Origin of the sequence: Liquorilactobacillus satsumensis, assembly GCF_964065465.1 — a bacterium.
In the GTDB taxonomy this organism is placed as follows: domain Bacteria; phylum Bacillota; class Bacilli; order Lactobacillales; family Lactobacillaceae; genus Liquorilactobacillus; species Liquorilactobacillus satsumensis.
Genome location: NZ_OZ061606.1, coordinates 1,820,914 through 1,840,028 on the forward strand (window position 1 = coordinate 1,820,914; position 19,115 = coordinate 1,840,028).

Genomic DNA, 19,115 nt, shown 5'->3' on the forward strand with positions numbered 1-19,115 from the left:
GGTATTTAGTTAGCGAGCATTAACAGCGTCAGACGGATAATTTCGGGATGGAAAAGCTGACGTACGGGATTAAGTGTAGCTAATTGCCTTTTGGTCCACGTTTCAGGGAAACCGAGTAAATCAAAAAAGGGGCTGTGACAAAAGTTAACTTTTGTCACAGCCCCGCTTTTATTCGGATAAACGTGTTCCATAAGTCAAAATTCTCCGTCTAACTTCAAATTACTCATCGCAAAGTACTCGCTATGTTCGTAATTTCGAGTTAGCACTCAAATTTTCCCGACTTATGTCACACTCTCTTTTTTATGTTAAACAAACAGGCTGCATAAGTTAAAAGTTTCGGTTAGCTTTGAATTACACAGCTTTATAGCTGTTGCAGATAAAGAGTGCGGCAGTTGCTGCAAAAAGTTCAACTAACTGTTATTTAAGCTCGACATTTCTATAAAACAGTACCGTTCCATAAGGTGAAATCTGCAAGCCTTTAACTTTGTTCTTCAGGAGATACGACATTCCGCCTTGATAGACCGGAGCAGTGAATGCATCTGTTTGCAGCAGTTGCTTTTCTGCTTGGATCAAGGTGTTCCAACGTTTGGCTGGATCGGTGGCGTAGGTCGTAGCAGCTTGATTTAACAACTTGCGGAAGTTGCTGTTTTGATAGTCATCATTTAAATGATACTGACCACCATCACTGATAAAGTTGACTGGATCTGCATAATCAGGCTGCCATGTGCCGTAAACAATGTCAAAGTTATAAGCTGAAGTAGCAGCTAAGCGGGATTTCAGCGGAATTGAACGAACTTCAACGGTTAAACCAGGTAAATTTGTCTCTAATTGACTTTGTAAGTACTCACCGATCTGTTTAGAATCAGCAGTATCGGAAGTCAGCAATTGAATTGTAAACTTATCTTTGCCAAGTTCCTGCTTGGCTTGTGCCCATTGCGCGCGTGCGGCTTTTAAATTATAGCTCAGCAGATTTCCAGCATTTTGTCGATAATCATCACCAGTTTTAGAGTTGTAGACAAAGTTCTTGGGAACAATTCCATTTAACGGTGAGCCAACCTGCAAAATGTTGTTGGCCAATGTCTTTTTGTTAAAGCTCATGGCAATTGCTTTGCGAAAATGCACGTTTGCAGTTGCACTGCGATGCGTGTTGAATGACAAATAGCCAATCAACGGAATCGGCTTCGAATGGTAGCCGGAGGTACGCTGATATTGCTTGATGTAATCAGTCGTCAGCATTACATAATCGAGCTTGTTGGTGCGATAGAGATTCCCACCGGTTGCAGCATCTTTAACCACTTGCACATTAACCTTTTTTAATTTGATAGCTTTTTTGTCCCAGTAGTTTTGATTGCGCACATAGTTCCATTTTAAGTTGGTGCCGGTCCAGTTAGTTACGACGAAAGGACCATTATAGACTGCTTTAGCTGACGTAGTTCCATAACTACTGCCGTATTTTTTAGCAACTTTTTCATCTTGCGGATAGAAGGGGGCTCCGGTCATTAACTCAGAAAAATAACTGATGGGAGATTCCAAAGTAATCTGCAGTTTATATTTTCCCAGCGCCTGAATTCCGAGTTTGTCAGGTGTAAGTTTACCGGCAGCAATTTGGGTTCCGTTTTTAATCGGTTCAAAGCGCTGAGAATTAGGTGAGGCTGAGGCAGGATCAACCATCTTACGCCAAGCATAGACATAATCTGCTGCCGTGACAGGGTCACCGTTTGACCATTTGGCATTTTTCCGCAGGTTAAAAGTATAAGTTTTTTGATCCTTGCTGACAGTAACGCTGGACGCACCAGCTAGGACTGGTTTGTTTTTTGAATTGAACCGATAGAGACCTTCAAATGAGTTCTGTAAAGCCTCCAAACTGGTGGTGTCACTGTATTTGACGGTATTAAGTGTTGCCATTTCGGCACTTGTCGCGACGTTCAAGACCTGTTGCGTTCCGTTAGTTGAATTGCTCTTTCCACAAGCCGATAAAAGTGCGACACTCGTGATTACAATACTCGCTAATATTAATAGCCCTTTTTTCATGATACTCCCCCTCTGATTGAACCTCTGATTATCAAGTAAACTAAAAAGCCCTCAGTCTGTCCGTGACTGAAGGCTTTATTACGGCGAAAAATAAAAAATTTTTCTAGTAAATAACGGCGTTTCGCTTCACGAACTGCAATTCAAATAACATGTTATGCATTCCACAACATGGACAACAACTAGCAGTTAAGAAATCGTGTTTACAGTTCATTAGCGCAAGCCCCTTCCAGATTTGTTGATAATATCTTTAGAATAATTGTTTGCTTACAATCTGTCAATCATTAACCGACTGTCCTTAAAACTATTAGCGGGATACAAGTTATTAATTAAGCGGGGGTAGCTTGTATCTCACACAGAAGATTGCTATAGTACTAAGTACGATGAAAATTAGAGTTTTACGGTGCATTAGCAGGTAAAAATAACGGTGCAAGAGGACTTTAAGTGCGGTGCTGATTAATGCTTAAGGTTTAGTTTTGCATAGACGGTGATTTTTTAGAAAGAATGGATGAGTTTTTATGAGCAATCAAGTTGTAGTAGGTATTCCTGCCGGAGTAGTAAACGTTAAGGGAACGGCCCGTTATTACATTAATGAAGCTGATGTCAAGGGAATTATTAAAGCTGGCGGAATTCCAGTGATGATCCCTAGCCAGGCGCGGGATTTTGTGGATTATTATGTAGAGAGTTGCGACGGTTTTTTCTTTACTGGCGGACCAGATGTGTTGCCTTCTTTTTATGGAGAAGAGCCACATGTGAAAATGGGTTTCAGCGACATTCAGCGTGATCGCTTAGAGTTGAGTTTGGCAAAAAAGGCATTGGCTGCTGGTAAAAAAACATTGGGAATTTGCCGCGGTTTGCAGGTTTTAAACGTTGCCTTGGGTGGGACTTTGTATCAAGACTTAGAGAGTGAGTATGAAAAGACGACGCACCCGTTGATCAGGCATTTTCAGGCTGCTCCAACGACGGAACCCACTCATTATGTGCAGATTGAAGACAAGACGCGACTGCACAATTTATTTGGTTCTCGTTGGCTGGTCAATAGCCACCATCATCAAGCGGTGCGTCAAGTTGCCGCGGGGTTAAAAATCACAGCACGCGCTCAAGATGGTGTAATCGAAGGCTTGGAGAGTCAGGTTAATGATCAAGTGCTTGCTGTGCAGTGGCATCCAGAAATACAGGTTGTTACTGACTCTAAGATGCAGAAAATCTTTGATAACTTTGTAGAGCACCTGCGGGCATAGTTGCGTAACTAAGGTGAGAACTTTAGCAAGCTAACGGTGTCCTTTTAAAAATTAAGCAAGGCGAAAGGAAGATCAAAGCGCGATGGAGATCACAGCAGTCCGACTTACAGAAATTGAGCAAGTTATGGCAATTGAACTGGCGGGCTTTTCTGCCGCAGAAGCCGGCACGCGGACACAGTATTTGGAGCGAATTGCACAGTTTACGGATACCTTTTTGGTGGCACGTGCTGGTGAAAAGGTAATTGGATTTATTTGCGGTCCAGCAGTCGCGGAAAATGAGCTGGCAGATTGGATGTATGAACGTGCTCCCAAGAACTTGCCAGTTGGTGGAAATCAGATGATTTTAACAATTGCGGTTGCGCCTCAGTGGCAAAAAAGGCATGTCGGTAGTCAGTTGCTGCTTGCTTTGGAAGAAGTGGCACGACAAAAAGAGCGGCAGCAGATAATCTTGACATGCTTAGCGTCACGAATTTCTTTTTATAAGCGCAACGGCTATTATAACGCGGGTGTTTCTGCTTCGCAGCATGCAGGAGAACGTTGGTACACAATGAAGAAAGACCTGAATCTTTTGCAAAGTGTACGTGAAGTTGCAAGCATGCAACCAAAAAAAGATTGACAATTGCAGTTGGAAGAATTATAATTCCGATAATAATAAATGAACGTGAAGATGAGTAAGTTAGGATGCTGTTTTTAGAGAGTCGTCGTTAGGTGTAAGACGGTAACAGCGATTAACCGAAGATGGTCTTTAATTAGGGTTCTTACTGCCGAGCGTGTGTTAGGCAGTTACGGGTACTCCCGTTACAGGGTTAGGGTATGAAAGTAGTAGTACTTTATTTTGCTGATTATTTGAGTACCTAAAGAGTTGCGACTCGTGAGGGTTGCTTGAATTAAGGTGGTACCGCGGAAAAGCACTTTCGTCCTTTATCTAATGATAGATAGAGGACGAAAGTGCTTTTTTGTTCTTTCAGAAAGGTTGAGTTGATGACTGCAAAAGCGAAAAATTATGCCCTGCTTATTCAACAGGCACACAGCCTGCTCGCAGGTGAGACGGACTTGATTGCCAATATGAGCAATCTGGTTGCACTTCTTTTTCATGGTCTGCCCAATTTAAATGGAGTGGCCTATTATCGGTTTAAAGAAGGCGAATTAATTCTTGGACCTTTTCAAGGGAAACCAGCCTGCATGCATATTCAAGTGGGACGTGGGGTCTGCGGGACCGTTGCTCAGACTCAAAAAACTGAAATTGTGGCAAACGTACATGAATTTGCAGGCCACATTGCATGTGATGCGGCTTCAAAATCAGAAATTGTTGTCCCTGTTTTTAAGGATACAAAGTTCTGGGGAGTCTTAGATTTGGATAGCCCAGCATATGGAACTTTTGATGAGGTTGATAAAAAATATTTGTTAGAACTTGCGCCTGTTATTTTCGGCGAAACAGCAAATTTAAGACAAGAAACGCAGCACCACTAGTGCTAGAAATTAATTACTGCAGGAGCGATTAACCGCGATTGCACGGATAACATGTTAGAGCAGTTAAGATAAGTGACTAGTGCAGCAGCGCTTAATCGTTATAGAAAGTTGTCTAAAAGACAAGCAAACAAATTGAAGGAGTCGGATAAATGACAAAATTAGCAATCGTAACAGGCGCGGGACAGGGAATTGGCGAAGCGATCGCCGTGCGGTTAGCACATGATGGGTACGCGCTTGCAGTTGCAGATATTAACCTTGAAACGGCAGAAAAAGTAGCGCAAAAATTGAGTTCCGCTGGTTACACCGCTAAAGCGTATTATGTTGATGTTGCCAAGCGTTCAGAAGTCTTTGCTTTAGTGGAACAAGCAGTGCACGAATTAGGTGAATTGGCGGTTTTTGTCAATAATGCCGGAATTGCATTCATTGACAAGTTTGTGGATTCAGACTCTGTGAAGGTTGAGCGCCTGCTTGATGTCAATCTCAAAGGGACATATTGGGGAATTCAAGCCGCTGCACAGCAATTTATCAAGCAAGGTCATGGCGGACGTATTGTTAATGCAGCTTCACTGGCTGGAGTCGAGGCTTCAGCGTTGCAGAGTGCTTATTCGGCATCTAAGTTTGGAATTCGCGGCTTAACTCAGAGTGCAGCCAAAGAGCTTGCACAGGATCATATCACAGTCAACGCTTACAATCCGGGTGTTGTGAGGACGCCTTTGCGTGATGGGATTGATAAGCGAACGGCGCAACTTAAGAATGTCTCGCTTGCACAGCAACAAGCCAATGTCTTAACTGAGATTGCCAACGGACGCGAGGCTACGCCTACAGATGTTGCAAATGTAGTAGCTTGGTTTGTTTCACCTGAAGCTGCATATATTACAGGACAATCATTGCTGGTAGATGGCGGGATGCGTTATCAATAAAGTTAGGTGCAAACGATGATCCTTAAGGAAGGAAGATATTGGGCATGACGGGCAAGAATATGATTGCTTTACAAGACATCTCAGTTCAATTCAAGCAGCGCAACGAGAGCATCCAAGCAGTCCAACATGTGGATTTGACGATTGCTAAAGGCGATATTTATGGAATAATCGGGTACTCTGGGGCGGGCAAAAGTACGTTGGTACGTGTCATAAACTTATTGCAAAAGCCTAGTTCCGGGAAGGTTATTTTTGGGACTCAGGATCTAGGTCAATTAGATGCAGCCGGATTGCGGAAAGCCCGGCGGAAGATTGGCATGATTTTTCAGCATTTTAATTTGATGAAGTCAAGAACTGTCTTGGGCAATGTCGAGTATCCGTTACTAGGGTTGAAAATAACGAAAGAAGCACGTCAACAAAAAGCATTAAAGCTCCTCGAATTGGTGGGCTTAAAAGAATATGCTGCCGCCTACCCTAAGCAACTGTCTGGTGGACAAAAGCAGCGTGTTGCGATTGCACGTGCGTTGGCAAATGATCCGGAAGTCCTAATTTCAGATGAAGCCACTTCTGCGCTAGATCCTAAGACAACCAAATCGATTTTGGCATTGTTGAGGCAAGTCAATCAGAAATTGGGAATCACGATTGTGTTGATAACGCACGAGATGCAAGTTATTTCTAGCATTTGTCATAACGTCGCCGTGATGGACGCGGGTAAAATTATTGAGCGTGGTCCCGTTACGAAAATTTTTGCAAGGCCGCAACAGAAATTAACTGCGGACTTTGTAGAAACGGCTACGAATGTCAAGGAAGCATTAACGCGTATTTTAAAGCAAAACAGCGTTTCAGAACGCAAACTACTCATCTACTTGAAATTTATTGGGAACACCGCGCAAGAAAGTATTATTTCCAGTATTTCGCGTGATTTCAACTTGGATATTAATATTTTGTTTGCCAATATTGACCAAATCGATGGGGTGAACATTGGGTATTTGATTGCGGATTTCATTGGAGCACGGTCAGTAATTCTCACGGTGACTGAAAAGTTGAAAGCTGCCGGGATTGCTGTCAAAATTCTTGATAATGCTGAAGGGCAGGTGCAACTTTAATGGCAAACCTAATTCCAAATGTATTACAGATGAAAGCAGAATTTGTACAAGCCATCTGGGAGACACTTTATATGACATTTGCTGCGGCAATTGTGGCGGCAATTCTTGGACTTCTTCTGGGCGTGGCACTTGTAGTTACACAAGCAGGTGGAATCTTAGAGGATCGATTACTATATTCACTTTTTGATAAGGTTACTAATTTGTTAAGATCAATTCCCTTTATTATTTTGTTAGCCGTGATTTCACCACTCACACTTTTTTTAGTTGGAACGACGGTTGGAACGACAGCTTCTTTAGTCCCTTTAGTAATTGGAATTTTCCCTTTTTATGCACGTCAGGTGCAAAATGCACTGCTAGACGTTGATCAGGGTGTGATTGAAGCAGCTCAGGCAATGGGGTCAAGTCCAACCGAGATTATTTTCCGGGTATATCTGCGTGAAGGATTGCCAGATATTATCAGAGTCTCAACTTTGACGATTATTAGTTTGATCGGGTTAACAACGATGGCAGGTGCAATTGGCGCAGGTGGATTGGGTGATGTTGCAATTTCAATTGGCTATGCACGTTTTGAAAATGATGTCACTTTTGCAGCCATGATTATTATTTTAATTTTTGTATTTACGTTTCAATTAATTGGTGATCGGCTGGCAAAAGTTTTTGAACATTAGTGGATAATTGAGGAGAAAAAAATGAAAAAAAGTTATTTATGGTTGTTGGGAATAGTGCTTGTAATTGTCTTAGGCGCATTGGGGTTGCATCAGGTTAACAGCCAGCAGACCAAGTCGGCTACTATCACGGTGGGGTCAATGGGCTCGGATTATGCCATTTGGCAACACATTGCTAAGAGTGCTGAAGCCAAGAAACTCGGGCTAAAAATTAAGGTCAAGCAGGTCACCGATGGAGTGCAGTTAAATAAAGCAACAGCAGAGGGCAGTATTGATGTCAATGCTTTTCAATCATGGACTTACTACGTTGCATTTAATAAACAGAGCAAATCCAGCAAGTTGGCAGCTTTAGGAACAACCTATATGGAGCCAATGGGAATTTATTCTAAAAAATATCAAAAGGTCAAAGATATTCCAGACGGCGCTACGATCGCGGTTGCAGATAATCCTTCGCAGCAAGCACGTGGGCTAGTTCTTTTACAAAAAGCTGGGTTGATTAAACTGAAAAAGAATTTTGATGTTGCGTTAGGTTCAATCAACGATATCGCCAGCAATCCCAAAAAGTTGAAATTTAAACAAATTGATGACACTACTGGGCCGCGTGTCCTGCATACCGTTGATGCAGTGTTGATTTCAAACACGGTTGCGCTGGAAGGCCACCTTCACGTGCTCAGCGATTCTATCTATCATGAAGCTGTTGATCAATCAACTAAAGCAAATATTAACATCTTGGCAACTGCAAAGAAAAATAAAAATAATGAAAATTACAAAAAACTAGTAACCTTGTATCATGAAAAATCGATTCAAAAATATATTAAAGATAAGTATTATGGAACTAAGGTCAATGTAGCTAAACCGTTATCTTATATCGAGAAATAAAGAACATTTAAAATAGATTAATGTCAATCTTGCAAAATAAAACACAGAAGAGAGTGTGACATAAGTCGGGAAAATTTGAATGCTAACTCGAAATTACGAAGATAGCGAGTACTTTGCGATGAGTAATTCGAAGTTAGACGGAGGATTTTGACTTATGGAACACGTTTATCCGGAATAAAAGCGGGGCTGTGACAAAAGTTAACTTTTGTCACAGCCCCTTCTTGTGTGTTCCTTGTTTCCAAACAGCTAGTACTACAACGCCTTTTGTCCCACATGCCTTCTATTTACTTTGGCAAAATTAAAGTTGAAACGCAAGCTGACTACTTGTGGCTTTAAAGTGCGGTTTTAGCAGGTTGACTGATGGAATTGGTATGCAAACAGCCTAACAAGGACTCTGGTGCCAATAAGTTCTCAATTTCAGTTGCCGAAAGTTTAAGGTGTTCTTTTAAGACTTTCCTAATTGACACCTTTTGTTGGAGTGCGGTTTTGACCAACAGAGTTGCCTGCACATAACCAATTTTTGGTGCCAGGACAGTTGCAATTTCTGCTGATTCTTCAATCTGATGTGCACAGTGTGCTTGATTGACTTTAAGGTGTGTAAGGCAGCCATCTTTAAGCATTTTAAGTCCCTTTTGCAGGAGTTCAGCAGCACTAAAAAGATCGCGGAACATTACTGGTTCAAAAGCATTTAACTCCAATTGTCCTGCCTCGCTGCACATTGTAATTGTGGCATTATAACCACAGACTTGAAAAGCAATTTGGTTAATTGCCTCGGGGATTACAGGGTTGACTTTCCCAGGCATAATGGAAGAACCTGCCTGTACTTTAGGTAAAGCTAACTCACCTAAGCCTGCGCGCGGACCACTTCCTAAAAGACGTAAGTCATTACACATTTTTGAAAGCGCAACTGCCAAGTTTTTGAAGGCATCAGCTGCCATCAAAAAACAGTCAGTATTTTGAATAGCATCACTCAAATTGTCTGCTTGTTTAAGTGGCAACCCTACAATTTTGGATAGCAGCGGAACAACATTTTTAAGATATTCAGGATTAGCCGTGATCCCTGTTCCAATTGCTGTTCCGCCTAAAGGAAGTACTAACAAAGAATTATGGACCTGCTTGATACGTTGGAGAGCGCGGGTAAAGAGGTGTGCATAGGCATTGAAGCTTGTACCATAGGTAGTTGGAACGGCATCTTCAAGTTGAGTCCGACCTAGTTTAAGTGTGTTTTGATATTTATCTGAGAGCTGTTTGAGGACTACAATCACTTTTTCTAGTTCTATGGCTAACATTTGATTAAGTTGCAATAACGCAAGGTGAGCTCCGGTTGGATAAACATCATTCGTAGACTGACCACGGTTAACATCATCATTTGGATGGAGTGCGGCGTAGTCTCCTTTGGAATGTCCCAACAACTCTAAAGCGCGGTTAGCAATGACTTCGTTGACATTCATATTAGTGCTAGTACCTGCGCCTCCTTGAATCGCTGGAGTGATAAATTCAGCCTGATAGTCTGGAAAAGTAGTATAGATCTGGGCCCCTGCGGTTGTAATCGCATGGTATTTTTTATAAGACAGATTGTGTGCTTGGTAATTAGCCTGAGCACAAGCAATTTTAACTAAAAGTAAGTTTTTTAACAGTAATGGGTGAACTTTTTCATCAGTAATAGGAAAATTCAGTTGTGCTCTTTTGGAGTGGATTCCAAAATATGCTTTATCTGGAATTTCTACTGTACCAATTGAGTCTTTTTCAATACGCATTGTTTTAATTGCCCTCTTTATTGAAATATTTTTCTATGTGCAATAATTTATCACATATACCAATTTTAAGATAGAGGGTTGAAAAAGAATATCTGTTAGCAAAGAATTGCGGGCACCAAACTTAAGGTTGTTAGGGTTTGGGTTTAAGATTGTTTAACTATCCGAAGTTGTGATGTTTTAAAATGAGCAGATTTTAATAAAAAGCAGCAAAAAGGATCGTTGAAAAAAGATTTACTTATGACTTATAATAAATTATACTTGATTATAAATAATTATAAAAATCTAAAATTGAAAGAAGAGATCTTAATTAATGAGAACCAATACAAAGTTATTACACGGCTATACAGTTGTCGATTCCTATACAGGAGCTTCGTCTGTTCCTAAGTATCAGACTTCGACATTTAAACAAAATGAATTATATGGAGAGACTCAGAAATACTCTTATACTAGATTCGGTAATCCTACAGTTGCAGCTCTAGAAGAGGGTTTTTGTACAATTGAAGATTCAAAATATGCGCTTGCCTATTCTTCTGGAATGGCTGCAATTTCAAATGTTCTAATGTTATTGAATGCAGGAGATCACGTGATTTTGCCACTTGAAGTGTATGGTGGAACTTGTCAGTTTGCATCAGAGATTCTACCTAAATATCAGATAGAAACTTCGTTTGTAGATATGGCTGATCTAGCTAAGGTAGAAGCTGCAATCAAACCGAATACTCGACTACTTTACCTTGAAACTCCATCCAATCCTTTATTGAAGGTCTGCGATATTGCAAAGATAGTTGATTTGACCAGAAATAAGCAAATTTTAACAGTGGCTGATAACACTTTCATGACAGCTTTAGAGCAACAACCCTTAGCTTTAGGAGTTGATCTTGTGTTGGAGAGTGTTACTAAATTCATTAACGGACATAGTGATGTGGTTGCTGGTTTGGTGGCAACTAATCAGCCGGAATTGGCCTCGCAACTACGACTGTTGCAAAAGAACTTTGGAGCAATTTTAGGAATTGAAGAAGCCTGGTTAGTGTTACGTGGTATGAAGACAATGGGGTTAAGAATGGAAAAATCAGTTCAAAATGCACAAGTACTTGCTGAATTTTTACAGAATAATCCTAAAATTAAGCATGTTTATTATCCAGGTTTGAAAAATCATCCGCTAGCAGATGTACAGCGACAGCAGGCTAAAAGTGGTGGCGCTGTACTTTCATTTGAAGTATACGATAAAGCAACATTATTGAAGTTAACACAAAAAATAAATTTGCCAATTTTGGCAGTTAGTCTTGGTGGTGTGGAATCGATTCTTTCACATCCAGCGACAATGTCACATGCCTGTTTGACACCTGAAGAACGGAGAAAGCAAGGAGTCACAGACGAGCTCTTACGGCTGTCTTGTGGAATTGAAGATACCGCTGATTTACTGGCCGACTTTAAACAAGCATTGCTTTAAAATGAGCAGTAGTTAAAGAAGTTTAACATGTTATCTTTGGAGGAATTGAGCAAAAAATGAAATTAGTCTCCTCGTATATACCACTGGTTGATTTTTTAGCAGCGGTTTTGGGACCGCATACGGAAATTGTATTGCAGGATATTTCGCAAGGCCTCGGATCTTCAGTTATCTATATTAGAAATGGAATTTCGGGTAGAAAGGTTGGTTCTCCTGCAACTGATTTTCTTTTAGAAGTTTTGCGCGGAAAAATTTATCAACAAAAAGATTATATTACGAATTACCGCAGCCAAACAGATGAAGGTACTGTCTTATACTCATCCAGCTTCTTTATTAAGGATGAAACTGGGGCATTAAGTGGAATGTTGTGTATTAATTCAGATAAATCAATGTACTTAGAGTTGGAACAAACACTAGAAAAAAGTCTGTTTCAAGTAAAAAAAGTGCTACATGTGGCTGAAAAGTCAAATAATGCCGAGGAAAATAAGTTGGTTGAAAGCTTACACACGACGGTAGAAGAAGCTGCTAAGAAAGTAATCTATAAATATACACAGCATGAGGATTTGTCTGAGATTAGCTTGGACAAATCAGTAAAGATGCAGATCGTTGCGGACTTGCTTGAACAGGGATTCTTTTTATTCAAACTAGCAATTCCAGAGTTATCAAAGTTGTTTAATATGTCGGAAGTCAGTATTTATAAATATTTACAAGAATTAAAAAGCAAGTAGTTCAGCTTGGAAATTTGCTAGAGACTGTTAAGCAGCATAACTTAATGGAGGGCTGACAAGATTCTGAAAGACATAGCGGGGCCACTAATAATATGGTTAAATAAAAGAAGGATTACTCAAACCACTTTCGAGGAGGAATCACATTGTCAGATCAGAGCACACTAGCTTTTATCAAAGAGCTGCCCAAAGCAGAACTGCATGTTCATATTGAAGGAACCTTGGAACCTGAATTAAAGATTAAGCTGGCACAAAGAAATGGGGTTGAATTACCGCAAAAAACCATTGCACAGATTAAAGCAAGCTATCAATTCAACGACCTAGCTTCTTTCTTAGCTGTCTATTATTCCGGTATGAGCGTCTTGCAAAAAGAAGAAGACTTTTATGAATTAGCTAAGGAGTACCTTCAAAGAGCAAGTGCACAGGGAGTCCGCTACGCTGAGATTTTCTTTGACCCGCAGGCACATACAAGTCGTGGAATTAGTTTTGAGACGGTCATTAAAGGGTTGCTGCGTGCGATTGCGGAAGCCAAAGCTGAAATTCAAGCCGATTTAGTAATGTGCTTTTTACGTGATTTTTCTAAAGAGTCAGCCCGACAGACATTGCTGGCGGCGCGGCCTTTTAGCGCTCAGATTCTAGGTGTAGGGTTAGATTCAGATGAACATCATAATCCACCTTTAAAATTTATGACACATTTTGAAGAAGCAGTTGCACAAGGCTACCACACAACGATGCACTGTGATATTGATCAGATTGATTCAGTGGCGCACATTAAACAAGCGCTAGAGGTCATTGAAGTTGAACGCTTGGACCATGGAACTAATATTATTGAAGATCCGGATTTGGTGGCAATGGTAAAAGCTAAACAAATCGGTCTAACAGTTTGTCCGCTTTCAAATGGGTTTGTCTGCCCAGATATGAAAGCTCCAGTGATGAAGGAATTGCTGCATGCAGGTGTTAAAATTAGTGTTAATTCGGATGATCCGGCATATTTTAATGGATATATTGCTGACAATTACTTAGCTTTAGCACAGAAATATAATTTTACTAAGGACGAGCTTGTTCAGATTGCCAAGAATTCTTTTACGACATCTTGGTTGACTGCGCAGCAAAAAGAAAGCTTTCTAGGCGAAATTGCAGAGTATTTAAAACAAGACTAAGTTAAAAAATACTGCTAAACATAGTAATGCTGAATTTAACGATTATTAACTCGGCAGTAAGAAGAACTTGCCAACTTTGTTCAGCTTGAATGCTGATCATTAATACTAAAAACTCTAGTTTGAGAACCGCGATTAAGCGAGGCTCAGACTAGAGTTTTTTAGAACTAGTAGAAAAGATGAAACTAAATTGTTAATCATCATTTACTTTGCGAATATATAGATAGTGGCGTTTAGCGAGTGCAGTAATTATTTTCCAGACGTTATTTTTGTGGGTTACCTCTATATACTCATTTGAATGTCAGCAACGGTTGTAAAATGTTGGAAAATACCGATTAGAAAATGTCGGTTTTCCAACATTTTTTTACGGTAAAATAAACGCATCTCAAATTTGGAGGAACTGAAATGCGTTTAGATGTTGAGCAGTGTGTCCAGCAATATATTATGAACAAAATAAAGCCCAACTTCGCTGAAATTGGTCGGCGATACGGTGTTGATCCACGAACGGTAAAAAGATACTACAATTTAGGGCTTACGCCCCCAGATGAGCAGCCACAACCCTTACGGCGGCCGAGTAAACTTGACGATTATCGAAAAACGATTGAAGAAAAGGTTCTAGAAGGCTGTTCGGCAACGGCAATTTATTACTTTATCAAAGAACGTGGCTATCAAGGAAAGCAAAGTATTCTCAGAGACTATTGTCGAACCATCAGAAAAGCCGCAACGAAAAAAGCCACTATCCGGATTGAAACCTCGCCAGGGATTTCAGCCCAGGTTGATTGGAAAGAAGATTTAACGTTGGTTTCTCGGCATGGAGAGATTGTCAAAGGCAACATCTTCTTATATGTTTTAGGGTACTCGCGAATGAAATACATGCAATTTACCTTCAGTCGCAGCCAAATTACCTTTTTTGATTGCTTAACTAATGCCTTTTGGGCAACCGGGGTGTGCCGAAAGAAATCTGGTTTGACAACCAAAAGGTTGTCGTCGATCATCATAAAAGTAATTTTGGTAAGCCGGTATTTAATGAAACCTTCGTTGAATACGCTAAGGACGCTGGTTTCAAGCCAATTGCTTGTCGACCGTTTCGGCCACAAACCAAAGGAAAGGTTGAGGCGCTGGCCAGAACTACTCAGCGAATCAAAGTTTACAACCATGAGTTTGAAGAGCCGCTAGACTTAGCCGAGATCGTCCATTTGACGTGTGATCAGCTGAATCATGAGAAGTCTCAGGCGACTCAAATTCCGCCTTATTTATTGCTTGATAAAGAAAAAGAGTATCTCCAGGATTTTGATCACGACTTACTCGATGCCTATGCCAGCCAAACCATCGCAAGGAAAGTTAGCAAGGAATCAATGATTGTCTTTCAAAATCGGAAATACTCCGTCCCCATAAGATATATTGACGAAACCGTACAAATTAAACACGATGACAATACTCTATACATTTATTATAACGGAGAATTAATTCGTTCTCACCCTATTTCACTGAAAAGATTTACTTACCTTCGCGATGACATGGAAGAGATTGTCCGATCAGACCTTTATAAGAATCGTGATGACCGAGTCATTGATGATTACGTCGACCGAAACCTGAAGATGTTTGATGAAATGGAGTGAGAAAATGGCCAATTACCAAGCTTTATACACCAACCTTAGACAATTAAAGTTAGATCGTTTCGCCGAACATTTAGGCTACCTATTGGATCATCAAGATGAAGCACCCAAGTCCTTGAGTGATGCCTTATTCGAATTGACAACGGCTGAGCTTAAATACCGGGAACAAAAAAAGATTAATTTGAGAATTAAACTAGCCCGCTTTCCATATGAAAAAACGTTAGCTGACTTTGACTTTAGTTATCAACCGGGAATTAACCAAGGGATAATTGAGGACTTGGGATCACTAAGATTCACCCAAGAGAATCAAAACGTTTTGTTTATCGGCACCTCCGGTGTCGGTAAAACTCACCTAGCCACCGCCATTGGAATTGAAGGGTGTAAACAAGGAATTTCAACGCAGTTTATTCGATGTAGCGACCTCATCAACAAGCTTCAAACAGCACAAGTTCAAGGCCGGAGCGAAGAAGTGCTACGCCGGTATGCCCGTTTTCAAATTCTAATCATTGATGAGATTGGTTATCTTCCAATTGAGTCAGTGGGCGCTAAGCTGTTTTTTCAGTTAATTGAAAGACGATACGAACGGAAATCAACCATTATCACCACTAATATTCCGCTTTCTAAGTGGGGAAACACCTTTTCAGATAAGATGTTAGCTAACGCCATTTTAGATCGCTTGGTTCATCACGCTAAAGTTATCCGAATCACTGGTCGATCATATCGAATGAAAGATCATTTAATTGAAAAGAAGGATAATTCCGGACCTGATTTATCAGGTTTCAACGCACAAAATAAAGAAAGGAGCAGTGAGACACTGTAAACTTTATCGGTAAAAAACAGCATTTTTTAATCGGCAAAAAACTACATTTTCACATCGGCGTTGACATTTGAAGAGAGCGCATAAGTTTGCAATATTAAGTATGTGTAGTTTTTGCTAGATAATTTTTGAAATTCAATTCCTAAGTCAAATTTTTTATCAGCACGTGAAAAATAACGTAAAACTTTGCCCTGGATTGAATGCCCTGCGACACTTAAAGTAATGCTAGCATTCACGGGATTATTAAGTGGGTGATCAATAACAAAGTTTGCGCCGAGTTCGTTCCAATCAGTTATTAACCCTGGGATGGTTAATTTTGTAGCTGACGGGAATGAAATTTTTGCGGGTTTATTTGCTAAAAAACGTTCTGCTTTGCGCAGCCGAGGACGTTCGAAAGGAATAAAAGAAGCAATCAGAAGTGCAAACAAATTGTAACTGATCCAAAAGAGATTGATGTAAAGTGAATTTAGTGGTTGGGCAAAAGGAATGAAGGAACCTAAAATCAGTAATGATTTTATAAAAGATGCCAGTGACAAAATTAACAAAACAAGAATTGGGGCAGCTAATTTAAGATTGTAATATGTTTTTTTAGAATTGAATCCTTTACGGGTGACTGCAAATTTTTTTTGGGTTTTTAAAAGCAGTTCACTGAGCACTGCTGCTGACATGTAAGGAGCCATCACAGTTTCATAAATATTTGTCAGTAAAACATTTTGTTTGCCACCACTGACGGTATTGAATGTTAGTTGTGAAGCCAAAAACGCTGGGAACCAGAAAAATAAGATTCCTTGAAGCGATGCGTTTAGACTATAAATACCAAACAAAAGAAAGAAAAGCGGTGCAAGTAGGTAGATCATTTTGTAGATACTTGATATCCAATAGTGGATACCATCTAAATAAATGATTTTCTGAATTATCTTTAAGCCCTTTACTCGGAGTGGATTCCATTTGCGGGCAACTTGGATATTGCCCCTTGCCCAACGGTCACGTTGTTTAATTAGATCAGCAAAAGTTTCAGGTGCAAGTCCACTTGCAAGGTTTTCGTTTACAAAACGTGAACGCCATCCTTTGGCCTGAATGAGCATTCCTGTTGCCATGTCTTCTGTGATGACCCCTGTGGAAAAACCGCCAATCTCTTCCAAAGCGGTTCGTCTAAAAACTGCATTGGACCCAATATACATTGTTGCATTGAAACGATCTTTTTGTTCTTCAATATTGCGCATGAAGAAATCTTGGTCATTACCTAGATTATCAGGAGAAAAAAGATTGAATTGATAGGGATCATGATTGAAGAAAGTTTGTGGCGACTGAATAAAACCAAATTTAGGATCTGCAAAGTATCCGATAGTTTGTTCTAAAAAATTGGTTCTGACGACCATATCTGCATCTAGTGTGACAATCAAATCTCCAGTTGTTTGTGCAAGTGCATTATTTAAGTTGCCAGCTTTAGCATGTTCATGAGTTTCTCTTTTCAAATAATGAGCACCGAGATTTGCAGTCAGCTTTTGAATATTTTTTCGGCTTCCGTCATCAAGCACATAGACTGCCAACTTTGATTTTTCGGGATAACACAAATTTTGCGCTGCTACGATTGCACGACGCAAAATGGTCTCATCTTCATTATATGTAGCAATATAGATATCAACTGAAGGATACTGACCCTTTAAATTAGCAAGACTGTGCTTGGGGCGTGTATTTTTTTGCAAAAAAAGCAGATAGAAGATTAATGCGAGAGCGAAGCCGCCGATTTCAGCTGCTAAAAGTAAGATACTAAAAACCAAATTAAGGATGCCGTGAAACGGAATTGTATAGAGAATACGCCATCCCAAATAAATTAACGTCAGCAGGATATAAGTAATGATAAGGACCTTTTTAAAAAAAATTCTTTTTTTAGCCAAGTAAAAGGTAATCAGCAAAAGAATACTGACTATCAGATCAAAATATAATACTTTATTCATTATCTTCCCCCATGTTTTCCAAACTAAAGGCAGACAAAACCTGTAATGTGTCTGCATAATAATTTCCGGTTAGTTTATCATTTAAAACAGATTTTTTAGTTGCCGCTGACAGCGCAGCAAATTGTTTTGAGTTCTGCATTGCTGCAACAGCAATCGGTGCAGTAAAAGCCATTGAAGAATAGGGTACCAATGGCTTGCCGCTCAACGTGTAGCCAGCATGAATAGTTGATTGTTTGGCAAAAAAAGAGAGCAGCTTTTTATTTATTTTCTGAAGGACTTGTGAATTGTTCAAAGCTAATCTCCAAGGTATGCGTGTAGCATTCCAAGCATAGTTATCATCATTTGCACCCTCCAAAGAATAGGGTGTAGCACTGGAAACCGTGTTAAGATGACTGTACGCAAAATCAGGCAGCAAACCAGTTTTATTCTGTGCGCTTAGAGTATTCAGAACAGCTACAGATTTTTTTGCAATTAATTTCCAGGACTGATTTTTTGTTTTACGATAAAAATATTGATAGTAGGCAGGAATCAAATCTGATGTCCGAATGAGCTTGGAATATTGAGGTGAATTTAAAGCCCAATCTCCTACAGTCAGCAAATTAGTTTCACGTTGATATGTATAACGCAAAAGGGAATTCAGTATTTTATGTGCAAGTTGCTGATAATTAACTTTACCAGTGCTTCCCAAAAATGAATCAGCCTGAAGTAAAGAATAGGCAATATCTAAATCACCATCGGTTGCACTAACATTATTTTTGGCAGCTGTAACCATTGAATTTCCTTCTTTAGTTTGTTTCCACGCCATTAGATGATTTTGTGCATTGATTTGATGGTTTAGATAGTATGTAACAAGTCGATTGAAATCGTGCTGAGTGGCCCATCCTTTTTGAGCTGCTTGGATTGTTACAAGCATTCCGTATCCTTGAGATTCTGACAAAGCGGTTGCTTTCTTTTGGGGCAATGCACCATTCACGTAATTCCCATTTGCAGTTGCTTTGATATATTTTGAATGCCACTGTTCGAAGAGTGAATGAACTTTTGGCACAGCTGGATTTTCATGCATATATAAAACTCCACAACCTAGTATAATGAAAGACAAAATAATTAATGCAACAAAAGGGGCCCCCTTATTTTTAAGCACGACAAAACTCCTTTTTTTGAAATCAAATTAATAAATTATGTAATATTTGTATTTAATAAATCAGATGTACAGCGCTAAAATGAAATCTGATAGTTTTTAAGTATTTTTATAAATTGATGATAGCACAAAGGAAGATTAGGCAAGAAAGGCATCTGGTTTTAGGGGGGGAATGTAAGAGCTTTTTTGTGCGAGTT

The 19,115-nt window shown here is 39.9% G+C and carries 15 protein-coding genes, 1 pseudogene and 1 other annotated feature; of the genes and pseudogenes, 12 read left to right on the forward strand and 4 right to left on the reverse strand.

The annotated features are described in order from the left end of the window. Window positions 1–417: 417 nt before the first annotated feature. Complete coding sequence (locus AB3Y88_RS08435; protein ID WP_228888650.1) at window positions 418–2,031, reverse strand: peptide ABC transporter substrate-binding protein; 1,614 nt, start codon at window positions 2,029–2,031, stop codon at window positions 418–420. Window positions 2,032–2,546: 515 nt separating this feature from the next. Between AB3Y88_RS08435 and AB3Y88_RS08440 the strand changes: the two genes are divergently transcribed. The 7 genes from AB3Y88_RS08440 to AB3Y88_RS08470 all read left to right on the forward strand — a co-directional run bounded on the left by AB3Y88_RS08440 (window position 2,547) and on the right by AB3Y88_RS08470 (window position 8,306). Next, entirely contained in the window at window positions 2,547–3,269 is a 723-nt protein-coding gene (locus AB3Y88_RS08440; RefSeq protein ID WP_261907361.1) for a gamma-glutamyl-gamma-aminobutyrate hydrolase family protein, read from the forward strand. Window positions 3,270–3,351: 82 nt separating this feature from the next. Further along, window positions 3,352–3,885, forward strand: a complete 534-nt coding sequence (locus tag AB3Y88_RS08445; protein ID WP_054757617.1) for a GNAT family N-acetyltransferase — start codon at window positions 3,352–3,354, stop codon at window positions 3,883–3,885. A gap of 35 nt (window positions 3,886–3,920) precedes the next feature. Then, window positions 3,921–4,194, forward strand: a binding site (T-box leader). 56 nt (window positions 4,195–4,250) lie between these two features. Continuing rightward, on the forward strand, window positions 4,251–4,739 hold the full coding sequence (locus AB3Y88_RS08450) for a GAF domain-containing protein (RefSeq protein WP_228888644.1): 489 nt from the start codon (window positions 4,251–4,253) through the stop codon (window positions 4,737–4,739). 149 nt (window positions 4,740–4,888) lie between these two features. After that, complete coding sequence (locus tag AB3Y88_RS08455; protein WP_228888641.1) at window positions 4,889–5,659, forward strand: acetoin reductase; 771 nt, start codon at window positions 4,889–4,891, stop codon at window positions 5,657–5,659. A gap of 44 nt (window positions 5,660–5,703) precedes the next feature. Beyond that, the gene (locus AB3Y88_RS08460) at window positions 5,704–6,762 is read left to right on the forward strand and encodes a methionine ABC transporter ATP-binding protein (protein WP_054757635.1); all 1,059 of its coding nucleotides are present in this window, start codon (window positions 5,704–5,706) and stop codon (window positions 6,760–6,762) included. Continuing rightward, window positions 6,762–7,430 (forward strand): methionine ABC transporter permease, encoded by a 669-nt coding sequence (locus AB3Y88_RS08465; RefSeq protein ID WP_056961548.1) that lies wholly within the window; start codon window positions 6,762–6,764, stop codon window positions 7,428–7,430. The genes AB3Y88_RS08460 and AB3Y88_RS08465 overlap by 1 nt, the downstream gene beginning before the upstream one ends. Window positions 7,431–7,451: 21 nt before the next feature. After that, the gene (locus tag AB3Y88_RS08470) at window positions 7,452–8,306 is read left to right on the forward strand and encodes a MetQ/NlpA family ABC transporter substrate-binding protein (protein WP_056961546.1); all 855 of its coding nucleotides are present in this window, start codon (window positions 7,452–7,454) and stop codon (window positions 8,304–8,306) included. Between the two features lie 332 nt (window positions 8,307–8,638). Here AB3Y88_RS08470 and AB3Y88_RS08475 read toward each other — a convergent pair whose 3' ends face one another. Next, window positions 8,639–10,063: an aspartate ammonia-lyase gene (locus AB3Y88_RS08475; RefSeq protein ID WP_056961544.1), complete on the reverse strand. Its 1,425-nt coding sequence runs from the start codon at window positions 10,061–10,063 to the stop codon at window positions 8,639–8,641. A gap of 310 nt (window positions 10,064–10,373) precedes the next feature. Here AB3Y88_RS08475 and AB3Y88_RS08480 point away from each other — a divergent pair, with 310 nt between their 5' ends. The 5 genes and pseudogenes from AB3Y88_RS08480 (at window position 10,374) to istB (ending at window position 15,825) form a co-directional block, all read left to right on the forward strand. Further along, window positions 10,374–11,510: a PLP-dependent aspartate aminotransferase family protein gene (locus AB3Y88_RS08480; RefSeq protein ID WP_056961542.1), complete on the forward strand. Its 1,137-nt coding sequence runs from the start codon at window positions 10,374–10,376 to the stop codon at window positions 11,508–11,510. A 56-nt stretch (window positions 11,511–11,566) separates the two neighbouring features. Then, window positions 11,567–12,235, forward strand: a complete 669-nt coding sequence (locus tag AB3Y88_RS08485) for a transcriptional regulator (RefSeq protein ID WP_056961540.1) — start codon at window positions 11,567–11,569, stop codon at window positions 12,233–12,235. A 137-nt stretch (window positions 12,236–12,372) separates the two neighbouring features. Then, window positions 12,373–13,392 (forward strand): adenosine deaminase, encoded by a 1,020-nt coding sequence (add, locus tag AB3Y88_RS08490; protein ID WP_228888726.1) that lies wholly within the window; start codon window positions 12,373–12,375, stop codon window positions 13,390–13,392. A 402-nt stretch (window positions 13,393–13,794) separates the two neighbouring features. Next, window positions 13,795–15,008: pseudogene (istA, locus tag AB3Y88_RS08495) on the forward strand (IS21 family transposase). Beyond that, entirely contained in the window at window positions 14,995–15,825 is an 831-nt protein-coding gene (gene istB, locus AB3Y88_RS08500) for an IS21-like element helper ATPase IstB (protein WP_313819558.1), read from the forward strand. The pseudogene istA and the gene istB overlap by 14 nt, the downstream one beginning before the upstream one ends. Window positions 15,826–15,866: 41 nt before the next feature. Here istB and AB3Y88_RS08505 read toward each other — a convergent pair whose 3' ends face one another. Together AB3Y88_RS08505 and AB3Y88_RS08510 are read right to left on the reverse strand one after the other, a co-directional pair. Further along, window positions 15,867–17,780 (reverse strand): glycosyltransferase family 2 protein, encoded by a 1,914-nt coding sequence (locus AB3Y88_RS08505; protein WP_367293422.1) that lies wholly within the window; start codon window positions 17,778–17,780, stop codon window positions 15,867–15,869. After that, window positions 17,773–18,843, reverse strand: a complete 1,071-nt coding sequence (locus AB3Y88_RS08510; RefSeq protein WP_261909446.1) for a glycosyl hydrolase family 8 — start codon at window positions 18,841–18,843, stop codon at window positions 17,773–17,775. Before AB3Y88_RS08510 ends, AB3Y88_RS08505 begins: the two co-directional genes overlap by 8 nt. Window positions 18,844–19,115: the final 272 nt, after the last annotated feature.